Origin of the sequence: Bradyrhizobium arachidis (assembly GCF_024758505.1) — a bacterium.
GTDB classification, from domain to species: domain Bacteria; phylum Pseudomonadota; class Alphaproteobacteria; order Rhizobiales; family Xanthobacteraceae; genus Bradyrhizobium; species Bradyrhizobium manausense_C.
Map to the genome: position 1 here is coordinate 7,564,813 of NZ_CP077970.1, position 18,911 is coordinate 7,583,723.

Below are 18,911 nucleotides of genomic sequence, written 5' to 3' on the forward strand. Positions count from 1 at the left end.
CTTTTGGAGAAATCGAACACGACGTCATCGCCGCCTTGTTGCGTGCGTGGATGCGGATCCCCCACAAGCGATTTTTGAAGAAAGCTTTTCGATGGGCCCAAAACGCAGACGTCCACCATCTGATGTCCTCATTCGACCACCGGGAGGACCGACCAAATAGCGCACTACCTTGTGCTCGCCGATCTCGGCTTCGGGTCAAAAGGCGAAGAACTCAGCATGAGCAAATCTAGTCGGCTCCACGCCACTAAGCTGACCACAGTGAGCGGTGTCGGCGCTTCACCGATGGGCCAGAAGCGGAAACCTAGAATTGACGATTAAAGACGCCAGCCAATAAGCGATTGTTAGGTGCTCTCATTTGCTTCGGCGGCTTTTTTGCACGAGGTCGTCTACATACGCCTTGCACAGATGGAGGTCGGCACCTGTTTCCGACCGGACAAGGGCAATGGCTGCGATGGGGTTGCGGTCATGTAGGAGGCTCGCCACACGCTCAAAAACATTGAGTGGCAATGTGATCTCTGGACCTGGATCAGCCTGACTAGGCTCTGGCCAGACCGCTGGAGCAATCTTGGCGGTCCATTTGACCATGTCACCGCAACGTTCGGCATATCCGCACGCGACGAGCGCGGCAATCTCGCTATCAAATTCGGGCGCCGGCTCGAACGGTTCAGACCTGAAAAGAGCTGCGTCCCGGCAGGGCCGTATTCGCAAGCGGTGTCGACATATGCCTCCAGCAGGCGTTTGAACAACACATCCGAAATCTCACCACAGGCAAGCACTCGCGCCCGTGTTTCGGGAGCTGGGAAGAACTTATAGACGGCGAATGTTTCCTCGCCCGGGCGCCGCTTTGCATCGACATATTGCTGCCGAGTCATCCCTTGGTAGCCGGTCGCGGTCGTTACCAAGGCCAAGGCGACGCCAAGCTCCCAAAGCACATCGCATCCATCCTCGAACGGAGTTTGCGCGTAGTGCCAATAGTAATCTGGCGGGTCGTCAGGTTCGAGCGTCATTGAAAGGCGCCGCGCGAGACCGACGGCAAGTTCCGCGGCCAACCGAAGGTGTTCTGATGGCTGATCGGCCTTCGTCATTTCCTGATCAATCCGGTATCGGACGACGCGCAGTTCGCCGCAAAACCTACCCCCTGAAGGTTAGGATTTAGTCATCGGCTGAGTCTGCTATGGGTCACATTGAGAAGTCCAGGCGGGCAATCGGGAAGTCTGCTTTGCCCTCAGAAACGGACATTGTCGATGTTGTGGCCGGTCAGGTCCGAAAACGGCCAACACCGGAAGTGGGCCGGGTCTATTCGATCGCCGCGTCGGCGTGCGCAAGGAGTTGTGCGGACACCTCTAAGCTAACGACGCCGGCCGCGGCACTCGATCTGGCGATCAAGTCGCACCACATTTGTAGGCTCGCTGGAATCGTTCGCCAATTTCGGCGCGCGACGACGCAGGAGGAAGGAAACGCCGCAAAGCGTCTGCTTCCTCCACACGACGCGGCAGATGAAGATTCCAGAATGGCCGTCGAACGACAACACAAACTCATTGGCAAATATGTAGTACGGCGCGGAGATACAGGCCCCCAGGGCGCTGATATCGCGCACCACGCATGGATGAGTCCCACGAATTTCATCAAATGACAGCAGCGCCGCCCGGTTGATCGGTATGCGCTTCAGTGCACGACGTTCGATCATGGCGAGACGCTCCAAATGAGGAAGCAACTTCCCATCGAACGACCGCAGCGATCGCGATCGCGCTTTACGAAGTCGGTTTCCCGGTCCCGCCGACGTCCGGAAAACGTAACGTTGATCTGCGCGGTTTACGCTAACAAGCAGTATTATTGTCTTATTAAAATTGGATCTGAGTTGTGGTTAATTCAGATGCTTGACGCCGACCTTTCAAGCGGCCGTACTTTCGGCGGAATAGTAGGCGCTTATCTCCTCCATGAACGCGCGCGACCTCGGGCGGAGCCCCGGCTGCTTGGGTCTGTCGATCACCGCTTGCTCCTGCGACCGTCACCGCTCAGGCTTCGCGCGCATCGCGGCCGCGAATGTCCTGCCCTCATTCAACCATACATCGAGTGACAGATCATTGAGTCGCTCCACCGGCACAATCTTGGTGCCGGACCGCCCATGGTCATCAAACTCGAAATACCAATAGCCTTTACCTTTGGCCCGGTACAACTTCAGGCAGGGGTCGCCGATCAGGTGGACGACCGTTTCCGTGTTGAACATCGTCAGTTATAGCTTCGTTCGATGACCCGGACGCCCGCGTCCTAGGAGGTCGTGGTGTTGCCACTTACAGCGGCAGGAAGCCGCGCATGAATCCGCGATCCAAGCTCGAAGTTGACCCGTCTGCCCTTTTTCGAACGGCATGAGATCCACACTAGGAGCCATCTCGACATCGCAGCCGATCGAGTAACTGCCCGGCGCCTTTCCGACCTTGAGCCAAGCGGTTGCAATGGTGTGCCCTATCAGGCTGCACGATCCGGCAACAGTGATAACAAGGACTCGGCTCAAATCGCTTGGGAATTTTCGCCATCTAATTGTTGTTTCGCGCCAGTCGCAGCAACAGCGGGAGAGCGTAATGAATGGCGCATATTCACAAATTGTTGGCGTGAGGTCCCAAGATACAATCCGGCTTTTTTATTAAGGCGTCCCGCCGCCCCATGGGGGGCATACTTCCGACCAAAATCGATGACCGACCAGCAGCCATCAATGCGCGTCTTTTTCAGTTGCCTGTTTTGCGGCGCGCTTCATAGCGCTATCCAGATAAAGCGGCCGGTCCCAGGAAACGGCCGTTTTGAGTGTCAAAAGTGCAAGCGCACAATGCATCGATGGTGGTTCGGATACGACTTCACAGATTGGAAAGGGCCGCTCGACCGGTAGAGGGGCCGCGCCGACGCGATGAGCGCCAGCAGCCGAACGTTCCGCCCTGCTCTCATTAGCGCACGAAAGCGGGCCCCGCCCCCATCTATGCTCGAGTTCTTAGAGCGGGCTGTGAGGCACTGAGCACGGACCGTAAATGTCGCGGCCGAAGAGTTCGGCTCGCGCTTAAAACTGCAACAAGCCTATCGACCTCCCAAAGCACATCCTCGTGCTCGCCACACATTTGCGCGGCCCACCGTATCGACCGTTCACGGAGTTACATGATAGCCCGCGTAATGGCGACGCGGCACATGTTAGCCTAACGTTGCCGGATCGCCATTACGTCGAGAACGTCAGCAGTGCTCATTGCCCATCCAGACTTCGACGACGTCGATCTCCTCATGACCGGGACTTGCGAATGTTGATCATCGCCACCCTCATGCTCATGAAGGTCAAACAGAACCTCCTCGTCACGCATAATCTTTGGCTCGTGCCGGGTCTGTACGGGCCCGCCTGCTGATGAACTCGTCACCCCAAGCTGCCGTAGCTTCATTCAGAATCACTCATTCACGATTGCAACGTATACAACGTGAAGCGTTATCGGTGTTCTTGAACCGTCCAATAGGATACGGAGGCTTTTGGGATGATATCCAGCACCAATCAACGTCCCAGTTTTACCAGATAACCGTGGCCCCGCAGAGGGCTTGACCTCGATGCGAGAGCCAACAGTAAATTGGTCTTTGATTGAGAGAGGCTCTTGCATCGCTGGCGCCTGCACCATTCTCAGTTTACCGATGTCAGGGGCTACGGCTTCTTGACCGAAGCACCTAGACGGTGGTTTGCCGCTTCATCATCAGGCCCTGTCCAACAAGGAATCCTCGCCGGTGGTTTTCGCCTAGACTGTCGCTGCTATAAGTCGCGCTCCCATTTTGCTTGCGGACGCGCGAGTCGGTGGCAATAGCGAGGCTACTTAGTAGCGAGCGTATGTTGTGCCGGGCTTGCATCCTTCTTTGCGCCCTTCGTTTTTGGTGGGTGTGTTTTGTTTGAGCCAGCGCTGGAGGCGAATAGAGCGGCGCGACGGTTGAAATCACCAACAGAATTAGGACCGCGAGCATGATCGATTTCGTCGAAGATACCTGTTCTTGACCCGCGCAGATTTATCTGCCATTTTTTGATATAGATATTTAAGTACGACTTCTTCTAGAGCTATTTCAATATTATACCCACTCCCGTCGGGATGGAAGATGATCGACGAGAAGATTGCCCGTTTGCGCACCTATCAGAAGAACATTGAGCGGTATGTGCGCCTGCTCCAAACTACGCTGACCGAGGTTGAACGGCAGTATATCGAGAGGCGCTTGACCGAAGAACAATCGGCCATGGCACTCCTGTCCGCCTCGTCGCTTCAGATGGCCATCGAGGCCAAAATTGCCAATCAGGCAAACCGCCAGCCCACGCCCAACGCCCCAGAATAGAGCTAACATCGGTCAATCGACATCCAATGCGCAACTCACCCGCAAGCCGGGTTGCGCAGAGAATCCCGCGGCGAGAAGTGCACGAATCTGCGCAAGGCGGCTACGGTCCAATATGCAAACCGGTGCTGGCATGATCAAATCGGATCCGTTGCCAAAGGCCGGCATTTCCCAGTCGTTGGAGAACGCGTCGGTGACGCCCTCACCTGCTGCTTCTATTAGCTGAGGGACCGGCTTGGGGGCAGCTACCTCTCTGATCCGGGACTTAGATCAGCTAACCTTCGGATGTGCCTCGGAGCGCAATTTGAACAGCTTTGCGGATTCGCTCACCTTGGCTAGGGGCGATCGCATCCAAGTGGTAGATTCGGCATAACAGGCCGTTGATGCGCCTGACAATAACGCGGTTACTGGAATGCCGGTTGCGCGCGCACACCAGCTGACGGCGCACCTCGAGCAGGTCCAGGCGGCGAAACGCCCTTGATTGTACCATGCGAGTTGGCCCCTCCGCACAGGTGCCACGGCTCTCGTTTACCCCAGCGCGCCGTTATCGCGGGTCGAACGATCACAGGCTTCAAACAGATCCGGTGTCGACCGCAAAAGCTCTTTTCAGTTAATTCGCGGGATGTTATTAACATTTAATTTATTTATTGTAAAATTTGAGTGGGCGCCGATTTGAATACCCCATTAAACCAAAAGCTCGATATTGCCGGATCTGAGATCGCTTGGAAGTCCTTTAGCTTCCCTGAGCCGGGCCCAGCTAACGCACTCATCGTTCCGGATGCGCATCTCCTGTTCTCAGGAGAATATGCACGTTCGGGCTATGATCTCATCATTTCCGATCTTAGCCATCGGATCACGATCCCCAATTACTTTCTCGGTGAGAGGCGTTCGCCGCTAAGCTCGGCGGACGGCGCGTTGCTCGATTCGAGAGTCGTTGAAGCCCTCACCGGCTATCAAACCTTTGCTCAAGCCGGAGGAAATGCCGCCGCTGGAAAGGTGATTGGCCATGTCGCCACCATAACGGGAAGCGCCAGCATCGTTCGCAACGGCGTTACGATCGAGGCGAACAATGGGGACGTCGTCTATCAGAACGATGTCGTGCAGACTGGAAGTGGCTCTACTCTCGGTCTCGTTCTGATCGACGGCACAACGTTCAACCTCAGTGCCAATGCTCGCTTCATGTTGAACGAGCTTGGGTATGAAGAGCAGAATAGTGCGAGCGGTACCCTAGTCAGTCTGACGAGTAGCTCAAACCATTCGCTGTTCACTCTCGTCCAGGGTGCCGCCAGTTTCGTCGCTGGCCAGGTTGCCAAAACGGGTGACATGCAGGTCGCGACGCCTGCTGCCGTGATTGGAATTCGCGGTACAGCAGTCCTTCTTAATGTCGATGCAGTGGATGGGCAGGTGTCGGTCTCCGTTGCCGATCAGCATGACGGTCAGGTTCATTCAGTACAGGTCTTCAAATGCGTGCCAACGAACTTGCTTCAAGGCGTTTGTATTGCGGGAGAGGCAATCGGGATAGTGACCAGCGACGGTCCATCGCTGACCATCACGCCAACCGCCAATCTTGAGGTCATCACCCAGGCCATCAGCAAGAGCCCAAGCCAGGTTGCGCAGGAATTCGACGCTTTCCAGCAGGTGTTAACGACCTACGATATCGGGAAGCAACTCGCGCCGAGCACGCCGCCACCGAGCGACGGCAAGCGCGGAGACGTCAATACAAAATCGCTGCAGAAGTTCGCTGGAAGTCCTCCACCGTCCCCCACCGACGCTCCGACGACTGTTGTTGCAGACGACGTCACCGGCCAGGCAGGTGGCCGGTCAATCACCCCAATTTCTGTGACATTCGCCGGCAATACGGGAAATGCTGCTGCGACCTCGACAACGAAGTCTGTCGTGCCCGCTGTCGATACAACCCAGGCTGTCGGCGCGGTTTCGTTGACACCTGTAACGATCAGCAATGCAGGTGGTCCAACCAACCAAGGAAACCAGACGATCAACGGAACTGTTGATGCGGCCTTTGTTGGTACGACAGTGACGCTGTATGATACCTACAACGGTGTCACCACACAAATTGGAACGGTGACCGTTGGCTCTGGCGGCGTCTGGAGCATGGCCGTCACTCTGTCAGGAGACGGCAGCCACAGCATCGAGGCCCGGGACGCCAGCGCCAACGTTACCACAAGCGCGCCCGTTGTTTTCACCCTCGACACAACGGCACCCGCCGTCGCCATCACCAGCGCGGGCGGTTCGACCAACCAGGCCAGCCAGACCATCACCGGCACGGTCGGCGTGGCCGATGCCGGCGCCACCGTCACCATCCTGGACGGCACCACCGCGATCGGCACGGCGATCGTGCAGGGCAACGGCACCTGGAGCACCACGGTCACGCTCAACAACGGCCCGAACTCGCTGACGGCACGGGTCAGCGATGCGGCCGGCAACACCGCGACCAGCAGCGCAGTGCTCTATACGCTCAGCACCACCGGCCCGACGGTGACCGAGGCCCTGGTCTCCGACACCGGCAGCTCGGCCACCGATCACGTCACCACCAACCCGGCGCTGAACGGCACCGGGCTCGCCAACACGGTGGTGCATCTGACGATCGATGGTGTTCTCAGCACCAACACGGCGACGACCGATGCGCAAGGCACCTGGTCGTTTACACCGAGCGGGCTGGCCGACGGACTGCACACCATCGTCGCGAGCCAGACCGATCCCTTTGGCAACACCGGTTCGGCATCGCTGAGCTTCACCCTCGACACGGCCGCGCCCACGGTCGCGATCACCAGCGCGGGTGGCTCGACCAACCAGGCCAGCCAGACCATCACCGGCACGGTCGGCGTGGCCGATGCCGGCGCCACCGTCACCATCCTGGACGGCACCGCCCCGATCGGCACCGCTATCGTGCAGGGCAACGGCACCTGGAGCACCACGGTCACGCTGAACCAGGGCGGCAACTCGCTGACCGCAAGGGTAACCGATCTGGCCGGCAACACCGCGACCAGCAGCGCGGTGCTCTATACGCTCAGCACCACCGGCCCGACGGTGACCGAGGCCCTGGTCTCCGACACCGGCACCTTGGCCACCGATCACGTCACCACCAACCCGGCGCTGAACGGCTCCGGGCTCGCCAACACGGTGGTGCATCTGACGATCGATGGTGTTCTCAGCGCCAACACGGTGACGACCGATGCGCAAGGCGCCTGGTCGTTTACGCCGAGCGGGCTGGCCGACGGACCGCACACCATCGTCGCGAGCCAGACCGATCCCTTTGGCAACACCGGTTCGGCCTCGCTGAGCTTCACGCTGGACACAACGGCACCGACGGTCGCGATCACCAGCGCGGGCGGTTCGACCAACCAGGCGAGCCAGACCATCACCGGCACGGTTGATGTGGCCGATGCCGGCGCCACCGTCACCATCCTGGACGGCACCACCGCGATCGGCACGGCGATCGTGCAGGGCAACGGCACCTGGAGCACCACCGTCACGCTCAACAACGGCCCGAACTCGCTGACGGCACGGGTCAGCGATGCGGCCGGCAACACCGCGACCAGCAGCGCGGTGGTCTACACGCTCAGCACCACCGGTCCGACGGTGACCGAGGCCCTGGTCTCCGACACCGGCACCTTGGCCACCGACCACGTCACCGCCAACCCGGCGCTGAACGGCACCGGGCTTGCCAACACGGTGGTGCACTTCACCATCGACGGTGTTCTCAGCGCCACCACCGCGACGACCGATGCGCAAGGCGCCTGGTCGTTTACGCCGGGCGGGCTGGCCGACGGTTCGCACACCATCGTGGCGAGTCAGACCGACACCTTCGGCAACACCGGCTCGGCATCGCTGAGCTTCACGCTGGACACGGCGGCACCCACGGTCGCCATCACCAGCACCGGCGGACCGGTCAATCAGGCCAGCCAAACCATCACCGGCACGGTTGATGTGGCCGATGCCGGCGCCACCGTCACCATCCTGGACGGCACCACCGCGATCGGCACGGCGATCGTGCAGGGCAACGGGACCTGGAGCACCACGGTCGCGCTGAACCAGGGCAGCAACTCGCTGACCGCAAAGGTAACCGATCTGGCCGGCAACACCGCGACCAGCAGCGCGGTGCTCTACACGCTCAGCACCACCGGCCCGACGGTGACCGAGGCCCTGGTCTCCGACACCGGCACCTCGACAACCGATCACGTCACCGCCAACCCGGCGCTGAACGGCACCGGGCTTGCCAACACGGTGGTGCACTTCACCATCGACGGCAGCCCGATCGCGGCAACGGTGACAACCGATGCGCAAGGCGCCTGGTCGTTTACGCCGAGCGGGCTGGCGGATGGACCGCACACCATCGTTGCGAGCCAGACCGATCCCTTTGGCAATACCGGTTCGGCAGCGCTGAGCTTCACGCTGGACATGGCGGCACCGACGGTCGCCATCACCAGCACCGGCGGCTCGACCAACCAGGCCAGCCAGACCATCACCGGCACGGTCGGCGTGACTGACGCCGGCACCACCGTCACCATTCTGGACGGCACCGCCCCGATCGGCACCGCTATCGTGCAGGGCAACGGCACCTGGAGCACCACGGTCACGCTGAACCAGGGCGGCAACTCGCTGACCGCAAGGGTAACCGATCTGGCCGGCAACACCGCGACCAGCAGCGCGGTGCTCTATACGCTCAGCACCACCGGCCCGACGGTGACCGAGGCCCTGGTCTCCGACACCGGCACCTTGGCCACCGATCACGTCACCACCAACCCGGCGCTGAACGGCTCCGGGCTCGCCAACACGGTGGTGCATCTGACGATCGATGGTGTTCTCAGCGCCAACACGGTGACGACCGATGCGCAAGGCGCCTGGTCGTTTACGCCGAGCGGGCTGGCCGACGGACCGCACACCATCGTCGCGAGCCAGACCGATCCCTTTGGCAACACCGGTTCGGCCTCGCTGAGCTTCACGCTGGACACAACGGCACCGACGGTCGCGATCACCAGCGCGGGCGGTTCGACCAACCAGGCGAGCCAGACCATCACCGGCACGGTTGATGTGGCCGATGCCGGCGCCACCGTCACCATCCTGGACGGCACCACCGCGATCGGCACGGCGATCGTGCAGGGCAACGGCACCTGGAGCACCACCGTCACGCTCAACAACGGCCCGAACTCGCTGACGGCACGGGTCAGCGATGCGGCCGGCAACACCGCGACCAGCAGCGCGGTGGTCTACACGCTCAGCACCACCGGTCCGACGGTGACCGAGGCCCTGGTCTCCGACACCGGCACCTTGGCCACCGACCACGTCACCGCCAACCCGGCGCTGAACGGCACCGGGCTTGCCAACACGGTGGTGCACTTCACCATCGACGGTGTTCTCAGCGCCACCACCGCGACGACCGATGCGCAAGGCGCCTGGTCGTTTACGCCGGGCGGGCTGGCCGACGGTTCGCACACCATCGTGGCGAGTCAGACCGACACCTTCGGCAACACCGGCTCGGCATCGCTGAGCTTCACGCTGGACACGGCGGCACCCACGGTCGCCATCACCAGCACCGGCGGACCGGTCAATCAGGCCAGCCAAACCATCACCGGCACGGTTGATGTGGCCGATGCCGGCGCCACCGTCACCATCCTGGACGGCACCACCGCGATCGGCACGGCGATCGTGCAGGGCAACGGGACCTGGAGCACCACGGTCGCGCTGAACCAGGGCAGCAACTCGCTGACCGCAAAGGTAACCGATCTGGCCGGCAACACCGCGACCAGCAGCGCGGTGCTCTACACGCTCAGCACCACCGGCCCGACGGTGACCGAGGCCCTGGTCTCCGACACCGGCACCTCGACAACCGATCACGTCACCGCCAACCCGGCGCTGAACGGCACCGGGCTTGCCAACACGGTGGTGCACTTCACCATCGACGGCAGCCCGATCGCGGCAACGGTGACAACCGATGCGCAAGGCGCCTGGTCGTTTACGCCGAGCGGGCTGGCGGATGGACCGCACACCATCGTTGCGAGCCAGACCGATCCCTTTGGCAATACCGGTTCGGCAGCGCTGAGCTTCACGCTGGACATGGCGGCACCGACGGTCGCCATCACCAGCACCGGCGGCTCGACCAACCAGGCCAGCCAGACCATCACCGGCACGGTCGGCGTGACTGACGCCGGCACCACCGTCACCATTCTGGACGGCACCGCCCCGATCGGCACCGCTATCGTGCAGGGCAACGGCACCTGGAGCACCACGGTCACGCTGAACCAGGGCGGCAACTCGCTGACCGCAAGGGTAACCGATCTGGCCGGCAACACCGCGACCAGCAGCGCGGTGCTCTATACGCTCAGCACCACCGGCCCGACGGTGACCGAGGCCCTGGTCTCCGACACCGGCACCTTGGCCACCGATCACGTCACCACCAACCCGGCGCTGAACGGCTCCGGGCTCGCCAACACGGTGGTGCATCTGACGATCGATGGTGTTCTCAGCGCCAACACGGTGACGACCGATGCGCAAGGCGCCTGGTCGTTTACGCCGAGCGGGCTGGCCGACGGACCGCACACCATCGTCGCGAGCCAGACCGATCCCTTTGGCAACACCGGTTCGGCATCGCTGAGCTTCACCCTGGACACCACGGCACCGAGCGGCGGCACGCCAGATCTGACGGCGGGCTCGGACAGCGGCAGCTCGAACACGGATAATCTAACGTCGGCGACCTCGCCGAGCTTCACGGTGGCGCTGAACCCGACGGATTCCATCGGCGATACGGTGCAGCTGTTGCTGGGCGGCGCGCCGCTGGCGCATCCGGTAACGCATGTGATCACGGCCGCCGACGTGACGGCAGGCAGCGTCAGCCTGGTGGTGACGGCCGGCGATCTCGGAGCCGATGGCGCCAAGCAGGTCACGGCGCAGTTCAGCGATGCTGCCGGTAACAGTTCGACGACGGCAGCGCTGGGCTTCACCCTCGACACGACGGCGCCTGCGGTTGCGATCACCAGCGCGGGCGGATCGACTAACCAGGCCAGCCAGACCATCACCGGCACGGTTGATGTGGCAGATGCCGGCGCCACCGTCACCATCCTGAACGGCACTACGACGATCGGCACCGCGATCGTGCAGGGCAATGGCAGCTGGAGCACCACGGTCACGCTCAACAACGGGCCGAACTCCCTGACGGCCCGGGTGAGCGATGCGGCCGGCAATACCGCGACCAGCAGCGCGGTGCTCTACACGCTCAGCACCACCGGCCCGACGGTGACTGAGGCCCTGGTCTCCGACACCGGCACCTCGGCCACCGATCACGTCACCGCCAACCCGGCGCTGAGCGGCACCGGGCTCGCCAACACGGTGGTGCACTTCACCATCGACGGCAGCCCGATCGCGACGACGGTGACCACCGATGCGCAAGGCGCCTGGTCGTTTACGCCGGCCGGGCTGGCGGACGGATCGCACACCATTGTGGCGAGCCAGACCGACACCTTCGGCAACACCGGCTCGGCATCGCTGAGCTTCACCCTCGACACCACGGCACCGAGCGGCGGCACGCCAGACCTGACGGCGGGCTCGGACAGCGGCAGCTCGAACACGGATAATCTAACGTCGGCGACCTCGCCGAGCTTCACGGTGGCGCTGAACCCGACGGATTCCATCGGCGATACGGTGCAGCTGTTGCTGGGCGGCGCGCCGCTGGCGCATCCGGTAACGCATGTGATCACGGCCGCCGACGTGACGGCAGGCAGCGTCAGCCTGGTGGTGACGGCCGGCGATCTCGGAGCCGATGGCGCCAAGCAGGTCACGGCGCAGTTCAGCGATGCTGCCGGTAACAGTTCGACGACGGCAGCGCTGGGCTTCACCCTCGACACGACGGCGCCTGCGGTTGCGATCACCAGCGCGGGCGGATCGACTAACCAGGCCAGCCAGACCATCACCGGCACGGTTGATGTGGCCGATGCCGGCGCCACCGTCACCATCCTGAACGGCACTACGACGATCGGCACCGCGATCGTGCAGGGCAATGGCAGCTGGAGCACTGCGGTCACGCTGAACCAGGGCGGCAACTCGCTGACCGCAAAGGTCACCGATCTGGCCGGCAACACCGCGACCAGCGGCGCGGTGGTCTATTTTGTGGGCCTGCCCGGCGCCATTCTCGGTGACGCTGGCGACAACACCCTGACCGGGACCACCGGGAACGATGCATTCGAGGGCTTCGGCGGCAATGACATACTCAACGGCTTGTCGGGTGTTGATCGAGCGGTCTATGTCGACGCGACCGGGGGCATCACTGCAGATCTGACGGCCGGGACCGTGACGGGTCCAGGTGTCGGCACCGACACTCTGATCGGTATCGAAGCCATCCAGGGCAGCAACTTTGCCGATCACTACTCGGCCGTCGGCTTCAACGGTAATTCCGGGGTGCCTGGCACGCCAATTGGCTTCAACAGCTTCGAAGGCATGGGGGGAGACGATATCATCGTTGGCACGGTCAATTCTTCCGGACAGGTTCTGACCCGTGTCTCCTATCTCAGTGCGACAGCGGCAGTTGTCATTGATTTCGCCGCGGGAACGGCGAGCGGCGATTCGTCGGTTGGCAACGACACCTTCACCAACGTCAATTCGGTCATTGGGTCCGCATTTGGAGACACGCTGCGGGGCAGCGACAATCCGAATGGGACTTTCGAGCAATATGACGGTCGTGCCGGCAACGATCTGATCGACGGCCGCGGCGGCTACGATTTCGCCGTCTATAACAACGACGCCGCTACAACCACTGGCATAACCGTCAATCTTGCAGCCGGAACCGTCACTGGCGATGCTACGATCGGCACCGATACGCTGCGTTCAGTAGAAGCCGTCCGCGGCACCAACTTCGCTGACACTTACGATGCCACCGGTTTCAACGGCACGAGCACCAATGCCGGATCGAGCGGCACCTTCAACAATTTTGAAGGCATGGGCGGCAACGATACCATCATCGGCAACGGCAACACTCGAATCCAATATACGCAATCAAGCGCCGGCGTGACGGTCGATTTCCTCGCGGGCACTGCGATCGGCGATGCCTCGGTGGGCACCGATACATTCACCGGCGTCAACGCCGTCATGGGCTCGATGTTTGCCGACACCTTTTCCGGAAGCGGCGCCAACGAGAACTTCATGGGCCTTGCCGGCGATGATTTTATCGACGGAATAGGCGGTTTCGACACGGCGCAATATGCCAACCTAACCTTCACGACCAGCGGGATCAGCGTTCACCTTGCAGCCGGAACGGTGACCGGCGACGCCTCGAGCGGCACCGACACCTTGCGTTCAATCGAAGCCATTCAGGGCACTAATTTCTCCGACACTTATGACGCGACCAATTTTGGCGTCACCGGGGCTATCGATCCCGCTACCGGCCTTCCCTATGCCAACGTCGGCAACAATGGCGCCTTCAATCAATTTGAGGGAATGGGCGGTAACGACATCATCACCGGCAACGGCAGCACGCGTCTGATCTACACCAATGCAACCGGCCCCGTGTCGATCACTTTCAGTCTCAATGGCTGGACCAGCACCACCAGCGGTGCGTCGGGCACCGTAACCGGCGATGGGTCCGTAGGCACCGATACCTTCTCCGGTGTCGGTTCGGTATCGGGGTCGTCGTTTGCCGACACCATCACCGGCTCGAACAATCCAAACAACACCTCGGAAGAATTTGCCGGCCGCGCCGGCAATGACTTCATCGACGGTAAAGCTGGTTTCGACAGAGCTTTCTACAACAACGATGGCTCGGCTTCAGGTATTCAAGTCGATATGGCTTCGGGCGCGGTGACCGGTGACGCTGCGACCGGAACGGACACCCTCCGATCGGTTGAAGCGATCCGCGGCACCGCTTTCTCCGACACTTATGTCGCCACCAATTTTGGCGCCTCCGGGCCAAATGTCGGCGATTTCGGTACTCTCAACGAGTTTGAGGGAATGGCCGGCAATGATGCCATCACCGGCAACGGCAATACCCGCATTGCATTCTACAATGCTCTGGACGGGGTGACCGTCGATCTCGCCGCCGGCAACTCCCACGGGACGGCCTCCGGTGACCTCGCAGGCACCGGGACAGACACGTTCACCGGCGTGAATGCCGTCCGGGGCTCAGCTTTCGCCGACGTCATTCTCGGAGATGCCAACGCCAATACGCTCGACGGGAGGGATGGCAACGACCGGATCGCCGGTCGTGGCGGTGCCGATACCCTGACCGGCGGGAACGGCGCCGACACCTTCGTCTACGCCGATGGCGACGGAGCAGACACAATCACGGACTTCGATCGTACCCAAGGCGACACGATCGATCTGACGGGGTTGTCAGGCTTGTTCACGCTCGCAGATGTTCAATCGAAGGCAACGGTGAGCGGCGGCAACACCATAATCAATGTCGGGAGCGGAAATACTCTGACATTGATCGGTGTAACAAGCCTCCAGCAAAGCGACTTCATCTTTCCCAATGCCACTACCGGCACCTCGGGCTCGGATGTGCTGCTCGGAACGAGCCAAGCCGATGCAATTTCCGGTCTTGCAGGAAATGATCGGCTTCAGGGATTCGGCGGCAACGATCTGCTCGACGGCGGGGCCGATTTCGACCGCGCTGTCTACACGGATGCCACGGGCGGAATCTCCGTCAACCTTGCGGCGGGGACGGCATCCGGTCCGGGAGTTGGCACCGACACGCTCGTTGCTATCGAAGGCGCGGTTGGCAGCGATTTTGCGGACACATTCAATGCGACCGGTTTCGCGGGGACCACCGGTACTCCCGGTACACCCATCGGGTTTAACGAGTTCGAGGGTCGGGGTGGCAACGACACCATTCTAAGTGCAGTAAACCCTTTGGGCGCCGCTCTGACGCGGGTTTCTTATCTGAGCGCTACCGCCGGCGTGACTGTCGATATCGCAGCCGGAACGGCGGATGGTGATGGATCCGTTGGTCACGACACGTTTGTTGGCTCGGGGATTATTGCAGTCTGGGGCTCTTCGTTCGCCGATACCCTTTTCGGAAGCAACAATGGATTCGGTACGATCGAGGTATTTGCCGGGTTCGCTGGCGACGACACGATCGACGGTCGCGGCGGTTTCGACCGCGCCGACTACAATATCGATCCGACCACTACGTCAGGTATCACTGTCAATCTCGCGGCGGGCACCCTGACGGGAGATGCCACCGTTGGTACTGATACACTTGTGTCGATCGAAGCTGTCCGCGGCACCAATTTTGCCGATACCTACAACGCCTCTGGATTCAGCAACGCCAGCACGAACTCCGGATCATCGGGAACCTTCAATGAGTTCACCGGCGAGGGCGGCAACGACATCATCACCGGCAACGGCAACACGCGCCTCGGTTTCAATAATGCGACCGCAGGCGTTGTGGTGGACATAGCAGCCGGCACTGCCACTGGGGACGCCTCGGTCGGAAGCGATACGTTCACCGGCGTCAATGCCATCATGGGCACGATGTTCACCGATTCCCTGTCGGGAAGCGGCAGCAACGAGACATTTACCGGACTTGGCGGCAACGACACGATCGACGGTCGCGGCGGCTTTGATACCGCCGGCTACAACAACATCTATCTTTCGAGCGGCAGTGTCTCCATTGACATGGCGACCGGCACCGCCACCGGCGACTCTTCGATCGGCACGGACACGCTGCGCTCGATCGAGGCTATCCAGGGAACCAACCTTGCCGACACCTATGTGGCAACGGGATACGGCCTCGCAGGCGCTCTTAATGTCGGCAACAACGGCACCTTCAACCAGTTCGAGGGACTTGGTGGTGACGATGCCATCACCGGCAACGGCAACACGCGTCTGATCTATGCGAATGCAACCGGTCCGGTAACGATCACGTTCGGTCTCAATAGCTGGACCAGCACCACCAGCGGCGCGTCGGGCACCGTAACCGGCGATGGGTCGGTGGGCACCGATACCTTCTCGGGCGTCGGCTCGGTGTCAGGGTCGTCATTTGCCGACACCATTACCGGCTCTAACAATCCGAATGGCACAGCGGAAGATTTTGCCGGTCGCGGCGGCAATGACGTCATCGACGGCAAGACTGGTTTCGACAGGGCGTTCTACAACAACGACGGTTCTGCGTCAGGTATTCAAGTCGATATGGCTTCGGGCGTGGTGACCGGCGACACTGCGATCGGAACAGACACTCTTCGATCAATTGAGGCGATCCGCGGGACCAACCTCGACGATACTTATGTCGCAACCAATTTTGGCACCTCCGGTGCGAATGCCGGCGATTTCGGTACCCTCAACGAGTTCGAGGGAATGGACGGCAATGATGCCATTACCGGCAACGGCAATACCCGCATTGCATTCTACAATGCTCTGGATGGGGTGACCGTCGATCTCGCCGCCGGCAACTCCCATGGGACAGCCTCTGGTGATGTCGCAAGTGTCGGTACAGACACGTTCACCGGCGTTAATGCCGTCCGCGGTTCATCCTTCGCTGACCTAATTTTCGGCGATGCTGGCAACAACACGTTGGATGGGCAAGTAGGAAACGACGTGATCCAAGGGCGAGGAGGTGCCGACACGTTGATAGGAGGAGCGGGAAGCGACCAGTTCATCTTCGCTGCGGTTTCCGACTCTACGATTGCAAACCACGATACGGTCAGTGATTTCGTTCATGGCGCAGATATCATCGACACCTCGGCGATCGCAGGAGTGACGAGTGTCCAGGGCTTGCTAAGCGGGAGCGCCCAAGTCGCTGCGCATAGTATCGCGTGGATTCAAAGCGGCGCGAATACAATTGTCTACGTCAACAGCTCGACCACCGCGCAGAACCAAGGGGCGGCGGATATGGAAATTGTCTTGACCAGCGTAGCTGCGAATACTCTAACCGGTCAGGATTTTCTCTTCCACGTCTAACGGCGCAAATTTTTTGATCCTCACGACTGCATGGCCGATGGTTGTTGTCGCGGCAGAGAGCGGGTGCCGCTACAGAGATACGGGCGCGCCAAGCCCTCTCCAATCAGGCTTGTAAAGAAAAACGAAAATCCTCACGCCGCGATTACCGCGGTGGGACTCGGATTTTCGAATGGTTGGAGCGAGGCCCCAGACGTGCATTGTTCGAGATGATCAGGAAGCGCCTGATTGGCCAAGTGCTCCCAGTACTCTGCTTCGGCGAGCAGCTTCCAGCTTCGATCAGGATGATACACGGCGGTCTGTCGGCACAGCGATGCCATCGCGCGCAAGCGGCCTACGCTCTCCATCCACTCCTCCCTTTTGATTTTCCCCACCTTATTTTCTGTTTTTAGGTCGGAGTCATTATGATTATGACACAGAACAAAATTTCGATTTCCGCGGCAGGAGCGGGCTCTGGTCACCCCCGCGCTGCCAGTAATCTTACGGACATTGCGCATTAGCGATCTTTCACCTCTACTTCAGATTGCGTTTTTTCACCATCTCATTTTCGAGCAGAGCCATGAGCGTCAAAGCCATTATGGCGACCATTCTGAAAGACGAGCTGACCTCGCGAGGCGTGACCTCCCTGACGGAATCCGACTATGAGGCGATCATTAAACGTCTTATCGAACTGCTCACCGAGCTTGAACTGGGCTTGGCGGCGCGAGATATCAAAAACAAACCCAAATCCTAGCCCAACCCAAGGAGCCGCCGCGCAACCGCAGCAAGGCGCACCTGTTATTTGTCCGGGCGCAGCCCTGCCTCGTCTGCCAGCAAACCCCGTGCGATGCCCATCATCTAAAATTCGCCCAACCCCGAGCGCTCGGCCGCAAGGTCAGTGATGAGTTCACCGTCCCGTTGTGCCGGGCGCATCACGAGGAGCTGCATCGGCATGGCAATGAGCGCGCGTGGTGGGCGAACCTGCAGATCGCGCCGTTGCCGGTCGCGCAGGACTTGTGGGCAGCGAGCCCGATCCATGGTCCGGCCGCGGTCAGCATCGCGCCGCTTCCCGCAAGCCTTGGTTCGGAGGCCTCACCCCGATGAACGGCCTCTTCCAAACGGCGCGCGAGCTGACCGTAACGGCGCTGCCGGTCGAGTTCGAGGCGTTGGCGCCGCCGCCCCTGCTGCTTCCCGGTGAACATCTCGAACACTACCAGGCACTACGGCAGGCGATCTTCGCAGACCTTGCGCCGCGATCCGCCATCGAATGGCTGCTCGCCATCGACGTCGCCGAACTGTCCTGGGAAATCCAACGCTACCGAATGTTGCGGCACAAGTTGCTCGAGACCTATCGGCAAGAGGCGATTGCAGCCGCCCTCCGACGCATCGACATGGTCGGGATCGATCCGGACTTCGAAGAGGAAGCCGAGTCCTACACGCTGCAAAACGCGTTGAGCTGGCGGATTGATCCCATCGCTGCGACGAGATCGATGCGCGTCTGGCATCCTATGGCTTCGATGCGCACGCCATCACCACGGAAGTCTACGTGCAGGCGCGCGAGGTTCTGGTCCTGTTCGAGGGCCTGCTGAACGCGGCACAGACCAAACGGATGCTGCTGCTTCGCGAGATCAGGAATCTACGCTGGATGGGCGCAACAAGGCCAAGACTTGCAACCGCCGCGCAAACGCCTCGGGGAGATC

General features: G+C 61.0%; 7 protein-coding genes and 2 pseudogenes. 6 read left to right on the top strand and 3 right to left on the bottom strand.

Annotated features, from left to right (window positions below; translation table 11 throughout):
- Positions 1 to 386 precede the first annotated feature (386 nt).
- The 3 genes from KUF59_RS35070 to KUF59_RS35080 all read right to left on the bottom strand — a co-directional run bounded on the left by KUF59_RS35070 (position 387) and on the right by KUF59_RS35080 (position 2,227).
- Positions 387 to 1,085, bottom strand: a complete 699-nt coding sequence (locus KUF59_RS35070; RefSeq protein WP_258767756.1) for a hypothetical protein — start codon at positions 1,083 to 1,085, stop codon at positions 387 to 389.
- Positions 1,086 to 1,348: 263 nt separating this feature from the next.
- Positions 1,349 to 1,687 (bottom strand): PilZ domain-containing protein, encoded by a 339-nt coding sequence (locus KUF59_RS35075; protein WP_212462708.1) that lies wholly within the window; start codon positions 1,685 to 1,687, stop codon positions 1,349 to 1,351.
- 321 nt (positions 1,688 to 2,008) lie between these two features.
- Positions 2,009 to 2,227, bottom strand: a complete 219-nt coding sequence (locus KUF59_RS35080) for a hypothetical protein (protein ID WP_258767757.1) — start codon at positions 2,225 to 2,227, stop codon at positions 2,009 to 2,011.
- Between the two features lie 1,877 nt (positions 2,228 to 4,104).
- Between KUF59_RS35080 and KUF59_RS35085 the strand changes: the two genes are divergently transcribed.
- The 6 genes and pseudogenes from KUF59_RS35085 to KUF59_RS35110 all read left to right on the top strand — a co-directional run bounded on the left by KUF59_RS35085 (position 4,105) and on the right by KUF59_RS35110 (position 18,800).
- Positions 4,105 to 4,335 (top strand): hypothetical protein, encoded by a 231-nt coding sequence (locus tag KUF59_RS35085; protein ID WP_212462710.1) that lies wholly within the window; start codon positions 4,105 to 4,107, stop codon positions 4,333 to 4,335.
- Between the two features lie 1,095 nt (positions 4,336 to 5,430).
- Positions 5,431 to 5,694 (top strand): annotated as a pseudogene (locus tag KUF59_RS44455) (FecR domain-containing protein); the annotation flags it as partial.
- Positions 5,695 to 5,853: 159 nt separating this feature from the next.
- Complete coding sequence (locus tag KUF59_RS35095) at positions 5,854 to 17,235, top strand: beta strand repeat-containing protein (RefSeq protein WP_258767759.1); 11,382 nt, start codon at positions 5,854 to 5,856, stop codon at positions 17,233 to 17,235.
- A gap of 556 nt (positions 17,236 to 17,791) precedes the next feature.
- A complete protein-coding gene (locus KUF59_RS35100; protein ID WP_258767760.1) occupies positions 17,792 to 17,965 on the top strand; it encodes a hypothetical protein in 174 nt (57 codons plus the stop codon).
- Positions 17,962 to 18,315, top strand: a pseudogene (locus tag KUF59_RS35105) (DUF968 domain-containing protein); the annotation flags it as partial. The gene KUF59_RS35100 and the pseudogene KUF59_RS35105, both read left to right, overlap by 4 nt.
- The gene (locus KUF59_RS35110; RefSeq protein ID WP_258767761.1) at positions 18,228 to 18,800 is read left to right on the top strand and encodes a hypothetical protein; all 573 of its coding nucleotides are present in this window, start codon (positions 18,228 to 18,230) and stop codon (positions 18,798 to 18,800) included. The pseudogene KUF59_RS35105 and the gene KUF59_RS35110, both read left to right, overlap by 88 nt.
- The last annotated feature ends 111 nt before the right edge of the window (positions 18,801 to 18,911 follow it).